Origin of the sequence: Nonomuraea typhae, from assembly GCF_009760925.1 — a bacterium.
GTDB classification, from domain to species: domain Bacteria; phylum Actinomycetota; class Actinomycetes; order Streptosporangiales; family Streptosporangiaceae; genus Nonomuraea; species Nonomuraea typhae.
On record NZ_VRLV01000004.1, the window covers coordinates 33,052 to 51,103 of the forward strand.

15 protein-coding genes are annotated in these 18,052 nt (G+C 72.7%); 10 read left to right on the forward strand and 5 right to left on the reverse strand.

Annotated features, from left to right (window positions below):
• The first annotated feature begins 50 nt into the window (after positions 1 to 50).
• The 3 genes from pgsA to FVE25_RS16060 all read left to right on the forward strand — a co-directional run bounded on the left by pgsA (position 51) and on the right by FVE25_RS16060 (position 1,730).
• Positions 51 to 623, forward strand: coding sequence for a CDP-diacylglycerol--glycerol-3-phosphate 3-phosphatidyltransferase (gene pgsA / locus FVE25_RS16050; protein ID WP_157247752.1), 573 nt, complete (start codon positions 51 to 53; stop codon positions 621 to 623).
• The gene (locus FVE25_RS16055; protein WP_157247753.1) at positions 620 to 1,117 is read left to right on the forward strand and encodes a CinA family protein; all 498 of its coding nucleotides are present in this window, start codon (positions 620 to 622) and stop codon (positions 1,115 to 1,117) included. Before pgsA ends, FVE25_RS16055 begins: the two co-directional genes overlap by 4 nt.
• A 256-nt stretch (positions 1,118 to 1,373) precedes the next feature.
• Positions 1,374 to 1,730, forward strand: coding sequence for a helix-turn-helix domain-containing protein (locus tag FVE25_RS16060; protein ID WP_157247754.1), 357 nt, complete (start codon positions 1,374 to 1,376; stop codon positions 1,728 to 1,730).
• Here FVE25_RS16060 and FVE25_RS16065 read toward each other — a convergent pair.
• Together FVE25_RS16065 and FVE25_RS16070 are read right to left on the reverse strand one after the other, a co-directional pair.
• Positions 1,727 to 2,500 (reverse strand): DNA-formamidopyrimidine glycosylase family protein, encoded by a 774-nt coding sequence (locus tag FVE25_RS16065; protein WP_157247755.1) that lies wholly within the window; start codon positions 2,498 to 2,500, stop codon positions 1,727 to 1,729. The genes FVE25_RS16060 and FVE25_RS16065 overlap by 4 nt on opposite strands.
• Positions 2,487 to 3,074, reverse strand: a complete 588-nt coding sequence (locus tag FVE25_RS16070) for a TetR/AcrR family transcriptional regulator (RefSeq protein WP_157247756.1) — start codon at positions 3,072 to 3,074, stop codon at positions 2,487 to 2,489. Before FVE25_RS16070 ends, FVE25_RS16065 begins: the two co-directional genes overlap by 14 nt.
• Positions 3,075 to 3,158: 84 nt before the next feature.
• Here FVE25_RS16070 and FVE25_RS16075 point away from each other — a divergent pair, with 84 nt between their 5' ends.
• On the forward strand, positions 3,159 to 4,358 hold the full coding sequence (locus FVE25_RS16075) for an MFS transporter (protein ID WP_157247757.1): 1,200 nt from the start codon (positions 3,159 to 3,161) through the stop codon (positions 4,356 to 4,358).
• Here FVE25_RS16075 and FVE25_RS16080 read toward each other — a convergent pair.
• A complete protein-coding gene (locus FVE25_RS16080; RefSeq protein ID WP_157247758.1) occupies positions 4,329 to 4,778 on the reverse strand; it encodes an RrF2 family transcriptional regulator in 450 nt (149 codons plus the stop codon). The two genes, FVE25_RS16075 and FVE25_RS16080, sit on opposite strands and share 30 nt — an antisense overlap.
• A gap of 57 nt (positions 4,779 to 4,835) precedes the next feature.
• Positions 4,836 to 6,608, reverse strand: coding sequence for an endonuclease/exonuclease/phosphatase family protein (locus FVE25_RS16085; RefSeq protein WP_157247759.1), 1,773 nt, complete (start codon positions 6,606 to 6,608; stop codon positions 4,836 to 4,838).
• Between the two features lie 89 nt (positions 6,609 to 6,697).
• Between FVE25_RS16085 and FVE25_RS16090 the strand changes: the two genes are divergently transcribed.
• Positions 6,698 to 7,876, forward strand: coding sequence for an ROK family transcriptional regulator (locus tag FVE25_RS16090; RefSeq protein ID WP_157248344.1), 1,179 nt, complete (start codon positions 6,698 to 6,700; stop codon positions 7,874 to 7,876).
• A 45-nt stretch (positions 7,877 to 7,921) separates the two neighbouring features.
• Here FVE25_RS16090 and FVE25_RS16095 read toward each other — a convergent pair whose 3' ends face one another.
• Positions 7,922 to 9,448, reverse strand: a complete 1,527-nt coding sequence (locus FVE25_RS16095; RefSeq protein ID WP_157247760.1) for a glycoside hydrolase family 3 protein — start codon at positions 9,446 to 9,448, stop codon at positions 7,922 to 7,924.
• Between the two features lie 112 nt (positions 9,449 to 9,560).
• Here FVE25_RS16095 and FVE25_RS16100 point away from each other — a divergent pair, with 112 nt between their 5' ends.
• The 5 genes from FVE25_RS16100 to FVE25_RS16120 are packed head-to-tail and all read left to right on the forward strand — an operon-like array spanning position 9,561 to position 18,041.
• Complete coding sequence (locus FVE25_RS16100) at positions 9,561 to 13,826, forward strand: non-ribosomal peptide synthetase (RefSeq protein WP_157247761.1); 4,266 nt, start codon at positions 9,561 to 9,563, stop codon at positions 13,824 to 13,826.
• Positions 13,819 to 15,129: an MFS transporter gene (locus FVE25_RS16105; RefSeq protein ID WP_157247762.1), complete on the forward strand. Its 1,311-nt coding sequence runs from the start codon at positions 13,819 to 13,821 to the stop codon at positions 15,127 to 15,129. Before FVE25_RS16100 ends, FVE25_RS16105 begins: the two co-directional genes overlap by 8 nt.
• Before the next feature lie 43 nt (positions 15,130 to 15,172).
• The gene (locus FVE25_RS16110; protein WP_181019609.1) at positions 15,173 to 16,156 is read left to right on the forward strand and encodes a methyltransferase; all 984 of its coding nucleotides are present in this window, start codon (positions 15,173 to 15,175) and stop codon (positions 16,154 to 16,156) included.
• Positions 16,153 to 17,382 carry an FAD-dependent oxidoreductase gene (locus tag FVE25_RS16115; protein WP_219825523.1) on the forward strand — a complete coding sequence of 410 codons (1,230 nt, stop codon included), beginning with the start codon at positions 16,153 to 16,155 and terminating at the stop codon, positions 17,380 to 17,382. Before FVE25_RS16110 ends, FVE25_RS16115 begins: the two co-directional genes overlap by 4 nt.
• 5 nt (positions 17,383 to 17,387) lie before the next feature.
• Positions 17,388 to 18,041 carry a DUF6875 domain-containing protein gene (locus FVE25_RS16120; protein ID WP_157247764.1) on the forward strand — a complete coding sequence of 218 codons (654 nt, stop codon included), beginning with the start codon at positions 17,388 to 17,390 and terminating at the stop codon, positions 18,039 to 18,041.
• Positions 18,042 to 18,052 lie beyond the last annotated feature (11 nt).

The following is an 18,052-nucleotide window of genomic DNA, read 5'->3' on the forward strand; positions in this document are numbered from 1 at the left end:
GGGGGTCTCCGGGGCTCCGCTTCTCGGTCGTTCACACCGGAGGCCGACTCGTGAACAAGGACGAGCGCCGCGTGGTGAGCCCGTGGAACATCGCCAACGTCCTCACGGTGGCTCGGTTGGCGCTCGTCCCCTTCTTCGTCTTCTGCCTCTTCCTGCCCGGCACGGGCTGGCGGCTGGCCGCGCTCGGGGTGTTCGCGGTGGCCTCGATCACCGACCACCTCGACGGCGAGCTGGCCAGGCGATACGGCCTGATCACCGACTTCGGGAAGATCGCCGATCCGATCGCCGACAAGGCGCTGACCGGGGCGGCGCTGGTGAGCCTGTCGTTGCTGGGCGAGCTGGGCTGGTGGGTCACGATCGTGATCCTGGGCCGTGAGCTGGGCATCACGCTGTTGCGGCTGGGGTTGCTGCGGCACGCGGTGATACCGGCCAGCTATGGCGGCAAGGTCAAGACGGTGCTCCAGATCGCCGCGATCGTGCTGTACATCCTCCCCGGCGTCCCGGACATGGCACGCTGGGTGGTCATGGGAGCAGCGTTGGTGGTGACGGTCGGCACGGGCGCCGACTACGTGATCAGGGCGATCAAGTTGCGCAGCCTGGCGAAGCGGGTGCGGGGCGAGTGAGTCTCGCGCCGGCCGCCGAGGCGCTGGAGGCTCTGGTACGGCGGGGCGCCACGCTGGCCGTGGCCGAGTCGCTGACGGGCGGGATGCTGGGTTCGGCGTTCACGGGCGTGCCCGGGGCCTCCAGGGTCTTCAGGGGCGGCGTGATCGCCTATGCCACGGACTTGAAGCACGCGCTGCTGGCCGTACCCGATGAGCTGCTGCGGCGGGAGGGCGCGGTGCACCCGGAGGTGGCCGCGGCGATGGCGCGGGGCGCGGCCCGGCTGTGCGGGGCCACGTACGGCCTGGCGGTGACCGGTGTGGCGGGGCCCGATCCGCAGGACGGCAAGCCCGTGGGCACGGTGTACATCGCGGTGAGCGGACCTGGTGACCAGCTTTGGCGGCGAAATCTGGGGCGGGGAGGGTCGCGGGAGGAGATCCGGGTAAGGACGGTGGACGAGGCTATCGATCTCCTCGCAGGTGTGCTGAAGGGGAGCAATGGGGAACATTCCGGGTGATTACCGTGTTACGTCCCCAGCGAACATGCCAAGCACGGTCTGACGCGGTGTCGGTGGATACGGGTACGGTGGAGCTGTGAGTGAGGTCCGTGAGCCATCTGCAAGCATTGAGCGCCCGGCCGGCGGGCCTGACGAGCCACGTGCGACGCGGCGGCGACGCCCGACGATGACGGCGAGGAGTATGTACGAAGCCAAGAAGAAGACTCAGATCGCGCGAGGCGGGGTGCCTGCATCCACTCCGGGGAGGGAGCGACAGATGATTCTGCTGCGTCAGCTGCTCGGCGATGTGCTGCGGCGGCTGCGGGTGCGTCAGGGTCGCACCCTTCGTGAGGTGTCCACGCTGGCGCGTGTTTCCCTTGGATACCTGTCCGAGGTGGAGCGCGGGCAGAAGGAGGCGTCTTCGGAACTGCTGGCCTCGATCTGCGGTGCGCTGGGTGTGCCGTTGTCACAGGTGTTGCGTGAGGTTTCCGACCAGTTCGCGCTGGCCGAGCTTCAGGCTGCGCCGGTGCTCGCCGACGTGCCCGAGCACGAGCGTCTCCCGCTTTCCGAGACGGTGCCCGGTTCCATTGGCGACGCGGTGTTCCCCGAGGTGAAGGACATGGTGGCCGCCTAGCGCGGCTGGCAGTTCTCACACCACAGGATCAGGCGTTCCTGTGGCTGTGCCCCCATCTCCCCGCGGCTGATGCGGGTGCCGCATCGGCGACAGGGCCGTCCTGCCCTGCCGTAAACCCATGTCTGGTTGCCCGGACGGCGATCGCCTGTGGTGATGGTGCCCACGTGATCCTTGTTGGCGTTCAGCAGGCGCTGCGCCAGCGAGACCAGGCTGTCCATGTCCTCGATCTCGCCGACCTTCCGCCACGGCCACACGCCGCGCAGGAAGAGTGTCTCGGCTCGATAGATCGTCCCGATCCCCGCGAGATTGCGCTGATCCAGCAGCGCCTCGCCGATCGTGCGCTCCGGCTGCGCGCGCAGCCGCCTGACCGCCTCCGCCGCGTCCCAGCCCGGCCCGAGCAGGTCCGGCCCCAGGTGCCCGATGACCTCGCGCTCGTCCTTCACCAGATCCACCATGCCGAGCTTGACGCCGACCGCCTGCCACTCGGCGTTGGCCAGGATCAGCCGTACCTGGTCGCCCGGCGGGATCCGGGCGCCGGGTTTCGTGATGCGCCACGTGCCGTCCATGCGCAGGTGGGTGTGGACGGTCAGGCCGCCCTCGATCCGGGTGAGCAGGTGCTTGCCGTACGAGAGCGTGGTCAGGACCGTGCGGCCGGTCAGGTCCGCGGTGGCGTAGCGGGGCACGCGGAAGTCCGAGCGGGTCAGCGTGCGGCCGTCGAGTGCCCGGCGCAGCTGGGCGGCGGTGTGGTAGACGACGTCACCCTCGGGCATGTTCGGCCACCCATGCGTCGAGCATCGCGGTGAGCTGGTCGAGCGCGGCCTCCACGCGCTCGCGCTCGCCGGTGGTCAGGTAGTCGATCTGCAGGCCGGTGTAGGCGGAGTTCACCAGCGTGGAGATACGGCGGGCGTCCTCCTCCGGGACGCCGCGTTCGCGCAGCAGGTCGGCGACGAAGGCGGAGCGGTCGGCGAGCAGTTCGGGGATGTGGCCGATCATGCGGCCGCCGGCGACCAGGCCCTCGATCTCGTGGATGAGGCGGGCGATCGGCAGGTTCTCCTCGCGCAGCTGCCAGTCCCAGGTGCGGCGGACGATCGTGCCCACGCTGTCGCCGCCCGCCCAGCCGGGCAGGGAGCGCAGCCAGGCGCGGTGGCGTTCGTCGAGGCGGCGCATGGTGGCCGAGAGGAGTTCCTCCTTGTCGGCGAAGTGGTGGGTGAGCACGCGGGTGGACTTGCCCAGGTGCTCGGCGAGCGGGCGCATGGACAGCGTGGACAGGCCGTGGTCGGCCAGGTAGTCGACGATCTGGTCGAGCAGTTCTGCGCGGCGCCGCGGGTCGGCGGTCCTGGCCATGTGGATATCCCCTTTGACACCGATGGGGTGACAGTCGTTACCTTATCTGGGTAACAAGTGTTACCTTAATTCGAGGGGAGAGCCATGCCCGCATGGTTGTTCGCGCTCATGTTCACCACGTTCACCTTCGCCACCGACGACTACGTGATCGCCGGAGTGCTGCCCGCCATCGCCGCCGACCTGGGCGTGAGTGAGGCGGCGGCCGGTCAGCTCGTCACCGTGTTCTCGCTGGCCTTCGCGCTCGGCGCCCCGGTGGCCTCGGTGGTGGCCGCCCGCCTGCCGCGCCGCGGGCTGATCGGCGGGGCGCTGCTGGTGTTCGTGGCCGCCAACTGGGCCGCCGCCTTCACCGAGTCGTATCCGCTGCTCATGGGCCTGCGTGTGCTGGCCGCCCTGGCCGCCGCCGCGGTCGTGCCCGCCGCCTACGCGATCGCCACCGCCCTGGCCCCCGAAGGCCGCACCGGGCGCTACCTCGCGCTGGTGATGGGCGGGCTGACCGGATCTCTCGCGCTCGGCGTGCCGATCGGGACCTGGGTCGGCGGCGCCTTCGGCTGGCAGGCGACCTTCGGGCTGGGGGGAGCGCTGGGCGTGGTGGCGCTGGCCGCCGTCTACTGGACGGTGCCGGAACCGCCGGCCGCGCCTGCCGTACCGATGGGGGAGCGGTTGCGTCCGCTGGCCCGCCCGCCGGTGCTGCTCGGCCTGCTCGGGGTCGTCGCGATCGTGATGGGCAGCATGATGGTGCTGACCTATCTGGCCCCCTACCTGCGGGACCTGGCCGGAGTGGGGGCCGCCGAGCTCGGCTGGATCTTCGTGCTGGCCGGGGTGGCCGGGTTCGCCGGCGGCCATCTCGGGGGCCGGGCCGCCGACCGCTGGGGCGCCGACCGGGCGCTGCTCGCGGGGGTGGGCGGGTTCACCGCGGTGATGGCGGCCTTCACGGCCTGCTGGTTCGTCCGCCCGGTGCCCCTGCCGGCCCTGCTGCCGCTGCTGGCGATCTGGGCGGGTGTGTCGTGGTGGATTCCGCCGCCGGCGCAGACCCGCCTGCTGGCGATGGCCGGCTCGGCCGGCCCGCAGGCCCTGGCTCTGAACAGCAGCGCCGTGTACGTGGGTGTGTCCTTCGGCGGCGCGCTGGGCGGGGTGCTGCTGGAGTCGTGGGGGAGCGCGGTGCTCCCGGCCGTGGCGGCGCTCGTCGAGGTGGCCGCCCTGCTCCTGATGTGGGCGGCCGCGCGCAGCGCCGGGCGCGGGTACGGCGTGGCCGCGTCAGTCCCAGGCGGCGGGGTCGGCGGCTAGCTGGCGCACCCGCTCGGGCAGCGCCCCGGTGGCCACCTGGTCGAGCGTGACCTCTTCCAGGATGGCCCGCTCGGTGGCCCGCAGGGCGATCCACACGGCCTGGAGGGATTCGGCGGGCCCGCGGTAGCCGACGTGCTCGGGCCGCTCCCCGCGGACGTTGGCCAGCGGGCCGTCCACGGCCCTGATGACGTCGGCGAGGCTGATCTCGGCCGCGGGGCGGGCCAGGACATAGCCGCCCTCGGGGCCGCGCTGGCCGCGCACGAGACCGGCGCGGCGCATCTGGAGCAGGATGTTTTCCAGGTATTTGGGCGGCATGTCCTGCTCTTTGGCGAGCTCGCCCACGGTGGTCGGGCCGGCACCGGCTGCGGCGAGTTCGGCGGCGGCGCGGAGAGCGTAGTCGACACGAGCGGAAAGGCGCATGTTGTCGATTATCCCTCCTGGGGAACGTGGAAAGAGCACCGCCTGCCTGGTCAGCGCTCACCGGCTCGCATCGGTGATGCGCAGATCCGCCACGACGGGCAGGTGGTCGGAGTAGTCGAGGCTGGGGACGGCGACCGCGTCGAGGATGACGTTCGCGCTGGTGAGGACGTGGTCGATGCGTTCCTTCGGCGCGTCGGCGGGGGAGGTGGGCGGATCGCCCTTGGCGATGAGCGGGTCGGACAGGCCCGCCTGCTCCAGCACCCGCATGCCCGGGTCGCCGGGACGGAGGTTGAGGTCGCCGGCCAGCACGACGGGCCGGCCTTGGGCGATCAGCTTCCCGGCCAGCTCGGCCAGCTCGGCCACCTCGGGGGCCTGGCCGGCCGGCGCCTGCAGGTGGGTGTTGACGATGGCCAGCTCCCGGCCGCCGACCTCGACGACCATCGTCTGCGCCTGGGCGCCGGTCGGGTAGTCGTGCCGGCCCAGTGGGGTGGAGTTGAGCGATTTAGTAGGGAGGTTGGTCAGGATGGCGTCGCCCCACAGCGGGTCGGCGGCGGGGGCGAAGTAGTAGCGCATGCCGAGGGGGCGGGCGATGCGGGACAGGTCGTCGTGGCCGCCGTTCAGCAGCCAGCCGCGGTCCACTTCGCTGAGCAGGACCACGTCGGGCCGCTGGGCCGCCGCCCACGCGGCGATCCGGTCCAGGGAGAGGCGGCCGTCCAGGCCGAAGCCCATCCGGATGTTGTAGGCGATGAGCCTCAGGGTGCCGCCCTGTTTGGCGGAGGCGGCGGGAGCGGTCTGGAAGGTGGTGGCGCTCACCAGCAGGGCGACCGCGGCGGCCACCGCGAAGACCGGCCAGATCGCGCCCAGGTCATAGCGAGGCGGAGGATTCCTGAAATATCCGGATAGCGACACGCCCGCGATCGTCACCGCCACAACCGCCGGAACCAGCACGTTCGGGAAGCCGAGATTCAGGTCGTACGCGGCGTAGTAAAGGAACAGCCCGGCGAAGAAGATCAGCCCACCGCTCAGCATCGCCGCCCCCGGCCTGCGCGCGGTTCTCCCGGGTACGGCCAGCAGCGCCGACGCCCCGATCACCAGGAACACCGGATGGAGAAACCCGGCCAGGAGCAGCGCCGCGAACCCGATCGCGCTCCACGCCGACCGGGGCGGCCGGGTGGCCTGGTAGGGCGCGAACACGAGCGCCATCACCACCGGCGCCGTGAACAGCCACTCCAGCTCCGGGCTCCCGGACGGCCGCTGCCCGGTGGCGGACATGCCTGCCAGCAACATCACCGGCCCGGCCAGGAGCCACACCGACCACGGCGCCGGCTCGCCGGGGGCCGGCCGGTAGAGCCAGGTGAGCGCGAGGAAGGCGGCGCACACCGCCACGCCGGCCAGCCAGGGGAGCGGGCCGTCCCGCCAGACCAGGTCCACGCCGTCCAGCAGGAAGTGGACGACGAACGACAGCGCCAGGCCGCCCATGATGCCGGGGGCCACCCAGGCGCGGGGCATCGTGCGGGCGCAGCCGTACAGGAAGACCAGAGCGGCGGTGACGCCGGCGGAGGCGACGTACAGTTGCCCCACGCCCGCCTGCAGGAGCAGGCGGGCCACGACCAGCAGGACCGCGCCGCCCAGCAGCGCCCACCTGGGCCGCAGCAGGACGGCGAGGAAGGGCAGGACAAACCATACGGCCGCATACAGGCCCATGAGCTCGGGCGGAGTCTCCCCGGCACGCCCGAAAAGGGTGATCAGCGAAGGAAGGAAAACCCGCAGCAGGTCGAAGAACAAAGTGACGCCGAGCGCCAGTAAGAGCGGGCCTCGGGGGATGCTCATGAGGCATCCTCGTGTTCAGCTGCGATGATTCGCAAGGGCTGGAGCGCTAAACTTCCAACAACCTTGACTGAATGACGGTGGGATACAGCGTGGAGCGACGTCCTGGTGTGCCCAGGTTGCTGCGAGAAATCAACGACCGGGCCGCGCTCGACCTGTTGCTGGCCACCGGCCCCATGACGCGGGGCCAGATCGGCGATCTGACGGGGCTGTCCAAGGTGACGGCCTCACAGACGCTCTCCAGGCTGGAAGAGCGGGGGCTCGTCGAGGTCGTCGGCACGCAGGGCGGTGGGCGCGGGCCCAACGCGGCCCTTTACTCCGTGGTCTCCTCCAGCGCCTACGTGGCGGGGCTGGAGGTCGGGCCCGAACTCATCTCGACGGTGATCGCCGACATCCACGGGCGGACCGTGGCCGAGGTCACGGTCGACCCCAACGGACACGACGACCCCGTGCCGGCCGTGCACGGCGCGATCGTCAAGGCGTGCCGCAGCGCGAAGGTGAGCCTGAGCAAGCTGCGCGGCGTGGTGATCGGCACGCCCGGCGTGGTCGACCCGCGCAGCGGCGACGTGCGCTTCTCCTTCGACCTGCCCGGCTGGCACGAAGGCATCCACGAGGCCCTCGCCGGTGACCTCAAGCGCGAGGTCACCATTGAAAACGATGTCAATCTCGCCGCCATCGCCGAACGCTCCGACGGCGCCGCCCAGGGCATCGACGACTTCGTGCTGCTGTGGGCCAGCCGCGGCCTCGGCCTGGCCGTCATGCTCGGCGGCAAGCTCCACCGCGGGCGCTCCGGCAGCGCGGGCGAGATCGGCTACCTGGCCGTGCCCGGCGTGCCGCTGCCCGAGGACATCCGCGCCGTGCCCGGCCGCCTGCCCACCCTCGCCGGTGGCCTGCAGTCGCTGGTCAGCGCCGAGGTGGTCGCCGAGCTGGCACAGGGGTACGGCTTCGCCGCCGCCTCGGCCGGCGAGGCGGTCCGGGTGGCGGTCGCGGCGGGGGAGCGCGGTGACCCGCTGCTCGACGAACTGGCCCAGCGGCTGGCTCTCGGCGTGGCGGCGGTCTGCGTGATCCTCGACCCCGGGCTGGTGGTCCTGGCCGGAGAGGTGGGGCACGCGGGTGGCGCGGCGCTGACCACGCGGGTGGAGGAGGCGGTGGCACGCATCTGCCCTGTCCGCCCGCAGGTGGTCACCAGCACCATGGAACAGAACCCGGTGCTGCGCGGCGCGGTGCTGGCCGCGCTGGAGCAGGCCAGGGAGGAACTCCTCAGCTCCTGAGCCCGGCCTCGGCTCAGGCTTACGGCCGGGCCGGGGCGCGGCGGCTCAGGGTTTCAGCAGGCCGGCGACGGCCTCGGCGGCGACCTGGCAGCACAGCGCGGTGCCGCCGTGGGTGGCCAGGTGCACGGCGCCGGGCCGGTCGTCGCCCGGCACTCCCAGCTCGGCCACGATGGCGTCGGGCCGGAGGGCCAGGATGCGGTCGGCCGAAGTGGTCAGGTGCCGGTGCCGGTAGGCGGTGCGCAGGACGACGACCAGAGGGCGCCCGGCGCCCGGGTGCACGGCTTCCTGGAGTTCGGCGGTGCTGGGGGCGGCCAGCCGTACCACGGTGGTGCCGGGGAGCAGGCGGGCCAGGGGAGCGCCGAGGCCCCACGGGGTGACCGGGTCGACGGCCAGGTTCGTCGGGGCGTCCAGCTCCACCACGTGCGGCGGGCCCGAGGCGGCGTGCGGCCCGTTGACCGTGATGTGCAGCGCGCGGCGGGCGGCGTCGAGGGCGGCAGGTCGCCAGTCGGGGTCCGAGCCGGTGCCAGTGCCGGTGCCGGTGTCGCGGGCCGCGGAGGCCCAGCGGGACAGGGCGCGCACGCGGGCGGCGGCCTCGGCCAGGCGGGCCTCGGGCAGGGTCCCATCGTTCACCGCGGCCATGATGCTGTTGCGCAGCAGTCCGACCACGCCGGGCGTGGCGTTCTCGCCGCCGACGCAGAGGGCGTCCGCGCCGGCCACCAGAGCGCGTACGGCGGTGCCGCCGAGCCCGTACTCGGCCGAGACGGCGGGCATCTCGATGCCGTCGGTGACGATGAGCCCGTCGAAGCCCAGTTCCCTGCGGAGCAGGTCGATCATGATGGGCCGGCTGACCGTGGCGGGGAAGCCGGCGTCGTAGGCGGGGACGAGCAGGTGGCCGGTCATGATCGCGCGGACGCCGGCGTCGATGACGGAGCGGTAGGGGAGCAGGGCGGTGGCGGCGAGCTCGGCCGCGGACAGGCTGACCGTGGGCAGCGCGTCGTGGGAGTCCACGTCGGTGGCGCCGTGCCCGGGGAAGTGCTTGGCGCAGCCGGCCACCCCCGCGGCCTGCAGGCCGGTGACCCAGGCGGCGGCGTGGCGGGCGACGAGCGCGGGGTCGCTGCCGAAGGCGCGGGTGCCGACGACGGGGTTGTCCATGTCGGAGTCGACGTCCACGACGGGCGCGTAGTTGAGGGTGATCCCGGCGCGGGCGAGGTCGTGGCCGAGGCCGCGGGCGACGGTCTCGGTCAGCGCGGGGTCGCCTGCGGCGCCGAGGGCGAGGTTGCCGGGCCGTGAGCTGCCGGTGAACGCTTCGAGGCGGGTGACGTCCCCGCCCTCCTCGTCGAGCGCGATGATGACGTCCGGGTTCTCCGCCCGGATTGAGGCCGTAAGAGCCTCTATCTGTCCTTTTTCTACCAAATTTCGCGAATAGAGGGCGATGCCCCCTAAGCCGGCTGCAAGGCGTTTCCGGAGCCAGTCGGGCAGGGTTGTGCCCTTGAATCCGGGTTGCAGCACGGCGTCGGCAAGCTCGGCCAGCACGGGGCTCCCGGCGTTCCGGGCACTCGCCCATGACGTCATGGCAAGTCCTTGTCTGTGGTCATCACCTGTGTATAGCATCAAACTCACCTAATAAATAGGAAAGTTTCCTAAGAGTTTTGAACCCTCCGATATCGCCCCAAGGAGAGGTCGTATGCACAGCGCGATCATGTCGAGGGCACAGGAACGCCTGTGGTTCCTCGACCGCCTCTCGAGCGGCGGTTCCTCCTACAACATCGCCGTCGCCGAGCGCTTCACCGGCCCCCTGGACGCCGCCGCTCTCCAGCGCGCCTTCACCGGCCTGGTCGCCCGCCACGAGGCCCTGCGCACGACCTTCCCCGAGTACGGCGGTGAACCCACCGCCGTGGTACGGCCGGCCGCCCCCATGCCCGTCGAACTGCTCGACACCACGGAAGACCTCCTCCCCCTGCTGGTGGCGGAGCGCTCGAACCACCCCTTCGACCTGGCCGAAGGCCCCCTGATCCGGGTCAGCCTGCTGCGCCTGGGCGAACGCGAGCACGTGCTGCTCCTGGTGCTGCACCACATCGTCGGCGACGCCTGGTCGCTGGAGCGGATCCTGTTCCCCGAACTGTCGGCGTTGTACGCGGCCCACGCCGAAGGCCGCCCGGAGCCGGATCTGCCGGCGGCGCCGCCGTACTCCGACTACGCCCGGCGGCAGCGCGAGCAGGACCATGGCGCGCACCTCGACTTCTGGAGCGGCGACCTGGCCGGGGTGCCCGCGCTGGACCTGCCCGCCGACCGGCCCCGCCCCGCCGTGCCCGCCGGCACCGGCGACCTGGTCATCCACCGGATGCCGATCGCGTTGTGGGCCCGGATCACCGAGCTGGCCAGGGCGGAGCGGTGCACGCCGTTCATGGTGGTGCTGGCGGCCTACCAGGCGCTGATGTCGCGCTACTCCGGCCAGGACGACTTCTGCGTGGGCGTCCCCATCGCCGGGCGCGAGGACGTGGACTTCGAGCAGGTTTTCGGCCCCTTCGTCAACACGCTCGCCCTCCGCGCCGACCTCGGCGGCGACCCGACCGTGCGCGACCTGGTCAAGCGGGTGCGGCGGCGGGTGCTGAAGGCGTTCGCGCACCGGGAGGTGCCCTTCGACGAGGTGGTCACCGCCTTACGCCGGCAGGGCGACGACGGCGCGCTCATCCAGACCATGCTCAACCTCGACAACCCCGACGAAGGGCGGACCGGCGGCACCGGCGAGTTCGCCCTGGCCGGGCTGGAGCGCACGCCGGTGCTGTCCGGGCTGGCCCCGGCCAAGTTCGACCTGTCCGTGGACGTGATCGTCTACGAGAGCCATCTGCAGTTCCTCTTCACCTACAGCAGCGAGCTGTTCGAGCACGCCACCGTCGAACGGCTGGCCGGCCACTTCCGGCGCCTGCTCGAGGACATGGTGGCCCGGCCCGGCGCCCGGCTGAGCGAGCTGTGCATGCTCACCCCCGCCGAGCTCGCCCTGGCGCTGCCCGACCGGCTCGACGGTCTCATCGCCCAGCAGGTCGCCCGCACCCCCGACGCCCCCGCCGTGATCAACGGCGACGGCATGCTCTCCTACGCCGAACTCGACCGGCGGGCGGACGTGCTGGCCGAGGAACTCGCCGCGCTGGGCGTCGGCACCGGCTCGCTGGTGGGCGTGCGCATGAGAGCCGGCACCGAGGCGATCGTGGCCCTGCTCGCGGTCCTCAAGGCGGGCGCCGCCTACGTGCCGGTCGATCCCGCCCTGCCGGAGGCCAGGATCCAGGTCCTGCTGGAGGGGTGCGCCGCGGTCGTCCACGCCGGCGGGACCGAGCGGCTGACCGGCCGGGTCCGCGAGCCCGGAGCCGCCTACGTGATCTACACCTCCGGCTCGACCGGCCTGCCCAAGGGCGTGGTCGTCGGCCACCGCACCGCCGCGCGGCTGGCCATGTCCTTCCGCGACGTGCACGGGTTCGGTCCCGGCCAGCGGGTGCTCATGGTGCCGCCGCTCAGCTTCGACGCCTCGGTCGGCGACATCTTCCCCGCCCTGATCAGCGGCGCCGCGCTGGTCCTGCACCCCGACCCCGCCGCGCTCGACGGCGCCGGGCTGCTGGAACTGTGCCGCCGGCACGGCATCACCATGGTCGACACCGCCAGCGCCCTGTGGCAGCAGTGGGTGGACGACCTGGCCGCGCTCGAGCACGTGGACACCGGCCCGCTGACCACGATGATGGTCGGCGGCGAGAGCGTGCCCCTCGACCGGCTGCGCGCCTGGGCCGCGCTGACCGGCGGCAAGATCGCCTTCTACAACCACTACGGCCCCACCGAGGCCACGGTCTGCGCCACCGTCTACCGGACCGTCGACGGCGGCGAACTGACCGGCCGCACCCACCTGCCCATCGGCTCACCCCTGCCCCACGTGCGCGCCTACGTCCTGGACGGCCACGGCAACCCCGTGCCCGTCGGCGTCCCCGGCGAGCTCCACCTGGGCGGGGAGTGCGTGACCCGCGGCTACCTCGGCCAGCCCGAGCAGACGGCCGCCCGCTTCCGCGAGGACCCCTTCCTGCCCGGCGCCACCATGTACGCCACCGGCGACCTGGTCCGCCGCCACGCCGACGGCACGCTCGACTTCCTGGGCCGCACCGACCGGCAGCTCAAGATCAACGGTGTCCGGATCGAACCGGGCGAGGTCGAAGCCGCCTGCCTGGCCCACCCGGACGTCCGCGAAGCCGTCGTCACCGCCGCCGGCGGCCGCCTGGTCGCCTACCTGACCGCCATGCCACCGGAAAGCCGGGCCGCGTGGGGCGATCGGGATACGGGAGGCGATTGGGAGACGGCGGATGGCCGGGCGGCGGCGGATGGCCGGGCGGCGGCGGATGGCCGGGCGGCGGCGGATGGCCGGGCGGCGGCGGATGGCCGGGCGGCGGTCCAGGGCCGGGTGCCGAGTACCGCTGAGCTGCGGGCCTTCCTGGCTGAGCGGTTGCCGCCCGCCCTCGTGCCCGCCGCGGTCGTCGCGCTGGACGCCCTCCCGCTCACCCCGCACGGCAAGGTCGACTTCCGCGCGCTGCCCCAGCCCGAGATCGCCGCCACGGCCTACGAGCCGCCGCGCGGGGCCACCGAGGAACTGGTCGCCGTCGTCTGGGAGGAGGTGCTGGGCATCAGGGCCGGTCGCCGCGACAACTTCTTCGACCTCGGCGGCCACTCCCTGCTCACCCCCCGGACGGTGACTCGCCTGGCCGAGCTGACCGGTGTGCGGCTGCCGCTGCCCGTCTTCTTCGCCTGCGCCGACCTGGCCGAGCTGGCCGCCGCCCTCGACGGTGAGCGTCCCGCCACCGCCCCGCCCGGCCTGTACGGCGACGCCGTACTGCCCGCCGACTACGCCGTCGTCGCGGCCCGCCCGCGCGGCGAGCCCGGCAGGGTGCTGCTGACCGGCGCGACCGGCTTCCTGGGCGCCCATCTCCTGGCCGACCTGCTGACCCGGTCGCGGGCGACGGTCCACTGCCTGGTGCGCGGCGCCGACCCGGCCGGACGGGTGCGCGGGAACCTGGAGGCGCACGGCCTGTGGCGGCCGGAGTACGCGGCCAGGATCGTGGCCGAGCCCGGCGACCTGGCCACGGGCCGGGTGGAGCCGTCGCGGGAGATGGACTTGATCCTGCACAACGGCGGCGCCGTGGACTTCACCCGCCCCTACGCCCGGCTGAAGCCGGCCAACGTGGACGGCACGCTGGCCCTGCTGCGCCTGGCCGCGCGCACGGCGACGCCGGTGCACCTGGTCTCGACGCTCGGCGTCTATCTGGCGCCGGGGGAGCGGCTGGTGCGGGAGGGCGATCTGCTGCCCGATCCCGAGCACCTGCATCTCGGCTACGACCAGAGCAAATGGGTCGCCGACCGGCTGGCCGCCGCCGCGCGGGAGTCCGGGCTGCCGGTGGCCATCCACCGCCCCGCCCGGATCTCGGGCGACAGCCGTACCGGAAAGGGGCCCAAGGACGACTTCCTGGCCAGGTTCCTGGCGACCTGCGCGGAGCTCGGCTCGCTGCCCGCGGGCGAGCATCTCGACATGGCTCCGGTGGACCACGTCGCCGCCGCCATCGGCCACCTCGCCAGGAGCGGGGCGGAGGGGGACTTCCACTACCACAATCCGGGCACGGTCAGCTCGGTCCAGCTTGCGGACGGCCTGGCCGCCCACGGCGTCGCCGTGGCCCTGGCGCCCGCGGCGGAGTGGCGGGAGGAGGTGCGCGAACGGCTGGACAAGGGCGAGGAGCTGCCGATCGCCGCCTTCCCCGCCTTCTTCGCCGAGTACGGCGAAGAGCGGGGCCCGCGCTTCGACTGCTCGGCCACCGAGGCCAGGCTCGCCGAGGCCGGGCTGGTCTGCCCGCCTGCCGCCGCCCTGCTCGACGTCTATCTGGACGACCTGGTGGACTCCGGCGTCCTCGCGGGAGGCTGCCGTGACTAGGACCTTCGTCGTCATCTGGTCGTCCCAGCTGCTGTCGATCATCACCTCCAGCATCACCGGTTTCGTGCTGGGTGTCTGGGTCTTCCAGCAGACCGGCTCGGCCACCCAGTTCGTCACCATCACGCTCTGCGCGATCCTGCCCGAGGTGCTCTTATCGCCCCTGGCCGGGTCGCTGGCCGACCGGTGGGACCGGCGCAAGCTGATGATGGGCGCCGACCTCGGCGCGGCGCTGGCCACCGGGGCGCTCGCGCTGCTGCTGGCCACGGGCACGCTGGAGGTCTGGCACATCTACGTGGTCACCGCGGTGGGCGCCGTCTTCGGCACCGCGCAGATGGCCGCCTACCACTCGATGATGCCGCTGCTGGTGTCCAAGGAGCAGCTCGGCCGGGCCAACGGCATGATGCAGGTGGCCGACGCCGTCCGCATCGCCTCGCCGCTGCTGGCCGGGACGCTGCTGGTGGGCGTGGGCCTGACCGGGGTGGTGGTCATCGACCTGACCGCGTTCCTGCTCTCCCGGGTGGTGCTCCACCTGGTGCCCCTGCCGCGCGCCGTGACCCGGCCGGGCGAGGGCAAGCCGGCCGAGCCGGTCCTGCGCGACCTGGGCTTCGGCCTGTCCTTCCTGCGATCCAGGCCGGGACTGTTCTGGCTGGTGGCGCTTCTCGCCGCCTACAACCTGTTCTTCGGCATGGCCGGCGTGCTGGTCCAGCCGCTCATCCTCTCGTTCGGCTCGGCCGCGGTGCTCGGCGCGCTCATGGCCGCCGGCGGCGCCGGGGTCTTCGCCGGCGGGCTGGTGATGAGCGCCTGGGGCGGGCCCAAGCAGCGGGTCCGGGGGATGCTGGCCTTCATGTTCGCCGGCGGCCTGCTGCTGGCCGCGCACAGCCTGGCGCCGTCGCCGTGGCTGGTCGCCGTGGTCGCCCCCGCGTTCCTGTTCACCCTGCCGTTCGTGCAGGGGACCGGGATCACCGTCATCCAGCTCAAGACCCCGCCGGGCGAGCTGGGCCGGGTGCTCAGCGCGGTCCGGACGGTCACCCAGGCCGCGACCGTGCTCACCTACCTGGCCGCCGGCCCGCTGGCCGACCGGGTGTTCGAGCCGATGCTCGAGCCCGGCGGCGCGCTGGCCGGCAGCGTGGGCGCGGCCATCGGCACCGGCGACGGCCGCGGCATCGCCTTCATCTTCCTGCTCACCGGGGCCGGGCTGCTCGTGCTCGCGCCCCTGGCCTACCTCCAGCCGCGTCTGCGCCGCGTGGAGGCGGAACTGCCCGACATCGAGGAGCCCTCGGATGCCGCTATATCTCGATCCTGATGCGTTACACAGCTTTCGGGACCTGAACCAAGGTCCCGGCGCCATGATCGACCTGATCGGCGCCATGTCCTTCCGCACGGCGGGGACGGCCCAGCGACTCGGTGTGTTCGAGCTCCTGGGCGCCGGCCCGCAGCCGGCCGCGGACCTCGCGGCCAAGCTGGGCCTGCCCGCCGAGCCGCTGCCCGTCCTGCTCGACGCCCTGGTGGCCTTCGGCTACCTGGTCAAAACCCACGACGCCTACGCTCTCGGCCCCGCCGCCGACCCCTGGCTCGACCGTACGGCCGGCGGTGGCTTCGCCCCGATCCTGGCCGTCTGGCATGACCTGATCGGCGAGCTGTGGACCGGCCTGGAGGCGTCGGTACGCGCCGGCGCCCCGCCCGAGCCCTTCTACCCCTGGCTGGTGCGCAGCCCCGACCGGGTGCGCGACTTCCAGGACATGCTGGCCGGCCTGGCGTGGACGCTGGCCCCGGCCGTGGCCGCGGCAGCCCCGCCGCTGACCGGCAGCCTGCTGGACGTCGGCGGCGGCCACGCCATCTACAGCATCGCGCTGTGCCAGGCCAACCCCGAGCTGTGCGCGACCGTCATCGACCTGCCGGAGGCGCTGCGCCAGGGCGGCGTCCACGTCGAACGGGCCGGGCTGGCCGAACGGGTGCGCCTGGTCCCCGGCGACCTCGCCGACCACATCGACGGCCGCCACGACGCGGCCCTGCTGTTCAACGTCGTCCACGGGCTCGACCGGGAGGCCGCCGCCGACCTGGTCGCCCGCGTCGCCCGCGCCCTGCGGCCCGGCGGCGTCCTGCTCGTGCTGGAGCCCTTCGCCGACCCGCCGGCCGGCGCGGGCGCCCACGACACCGCCTTCCTGGCGGGCTTCAGCCTCAACCTGGCCGCCACCCAGGGCGGCCGCCTGTACACCTTCGACGAGGTCGCCTCCTGGGCCTCGGCGGCCGGCCTGACCGGTGTCGAGCGGGTGGCGCTCGGCGCGCCCTCCAGCGACGAGTTGCTCGTGGCGCGGCAGGGGGCGCAGTGAAGATCGCGATCGTCGGAGCAGGCCCCGCCGGCAGCCTGCTCTCCTGCTATCTCGCCGCGCGCGGCCACCGCGTGGACGTCTACGAACGACGGGCCGACCCGAGGCGCTACGACGACGCCGAGGGCCGCTCGATCAACCTCGGCCTGTCGGCGCGCGGCGTCAAGGCGCTCACCGACGTCGGTCTCATGGCCGACATCTGGCCGCTGACCGTGCCCATGCGCGGCCGTGCCGTACACGGGCCCGACGGCAAGGTCGCCTTCCACCCGTACGGCAACCACCAGGAGGAGATCCTCCACTCGATCAGCCGCCGCGACCTGGTCGTGAGCCTGGTCGCGCACGCCGCCAGAGCAGGTGTCACCTTCCACTACGACACGCAGCTGAGCGCGCTGCCCGAGGCCGACGTGGTCGTCGGCGCGGACGGCGCCTTCTCCACGGTCAGAACCCTCATGGGACGCGGCGCCAGAGCCGACTTCCGCCAGGAGTACCTGCCCTGGGGGTACAAGGAACTGACCATCCCGCGCATGCCCGTCCACCACGAGGCGCTGCACGTGTGGCCAGGCGGTGACGACGGCCTCATCGTCACCCACCCGAACCTCGACGGCTCGGCCACCGCCACGCTGTTCCTGCCCTACGACACGCTCGCCGCCATCACCGACCCCGAGGCGTTCTTCGCCCGCCGCTTCCCCGACGCGCTCGCGCTCATCCCCGACCTGGCCAAGGAGTTCGCCGAGCGGCCCGTCGGCCACCTCGTCTCCATCCGCACCGCGCCGTGGCACCACGACGGCCACGTCGTGCTCATCGGCGACGCCGCCCACGCCGTCTACCCCTTCTACGGGCAGGGCATGAACTCCGCCCTCGAGGACTGCACCGTGCTCGACGCCTGCCTGGCCGAGCATCCCGACCATCCGGCCGCCGCCTTCGCCGCCTTCGAAAGCCGCCGCCGCCCGCACACCGATGTCCTGGACGAGCTGTCCAGGCAGAACTTCGTCGAGCTGCGCGAGCGTGTCCGCTCGCCGCTCCACCACGCGCGCAAGCGCGCCGATCTGACGCTGGCGAGGCTCCTCCCCGGCCGCTGGGTGCCCCTCTACACCGCGGTCTCGCACACCACCACGCCTTACGCCGACGCGCTCGCGCGTGCCAAGCGCCAGGACGCCGTCCTGCGCTGGACGGCCGCGGGCGTGGCCGGGCTCGCCGTCGTCGCCATGTTCGCCAGGAAGGTCCGCTAAGAACGATGCTCACGGATCCCACCGACCCCTCCCGCGTGCTCATCGAGGTGGCCGACCTCGACGGGGATTCCGAACCAGTCAAGATGTACGGCGAGCCGCTGCGTGAGATCGTCACCTGGGCGCGCACGTACCTGACCCAGCCCCATCCATCCCTCGGCAGGAAGGGCCCTGTCTGCCCCTATGTGCACACCGCACTTGACCGGGGCACCTTCTACCTCGCGGTCTGCCCCGGCGAGCCGACCGTCGACGACCTGTCGGCGCTGCTGGCCGGATACCGCTCGTGGTTCCAGCGGCTGGTCGCCCCCGAGGGCGTCTCGCCGCAGTACCGCACGATCCTGGTCCTCGTGCCCGACCTGCCGGACGCCCGGGCCGCCGCGGTGATCGACGCCGCGCAGCTCGTGCTGAAGTCGGAGTACGTGGCCGCCGGGCTGATGATCGGGGAGTTCTACCCCGGGCCGCCGCCCAAGGCGGGACTCTGGAACCCCGACTTCCGCCCGCTCGGCAGCCCGGTACCGTTGCTGGCGATCAGGCACATGGTCGCCAGCGACTTCCCATTCCTCAAGGAAGACCCCGAGCACACGGCCGCCTATCTGGAGCGTTTCGGCGATCGGCCGCCGGCCGCGCTCCGGGAGGCGATCGCCGCGGTCCGCCCGGGGTGACACCCACAACA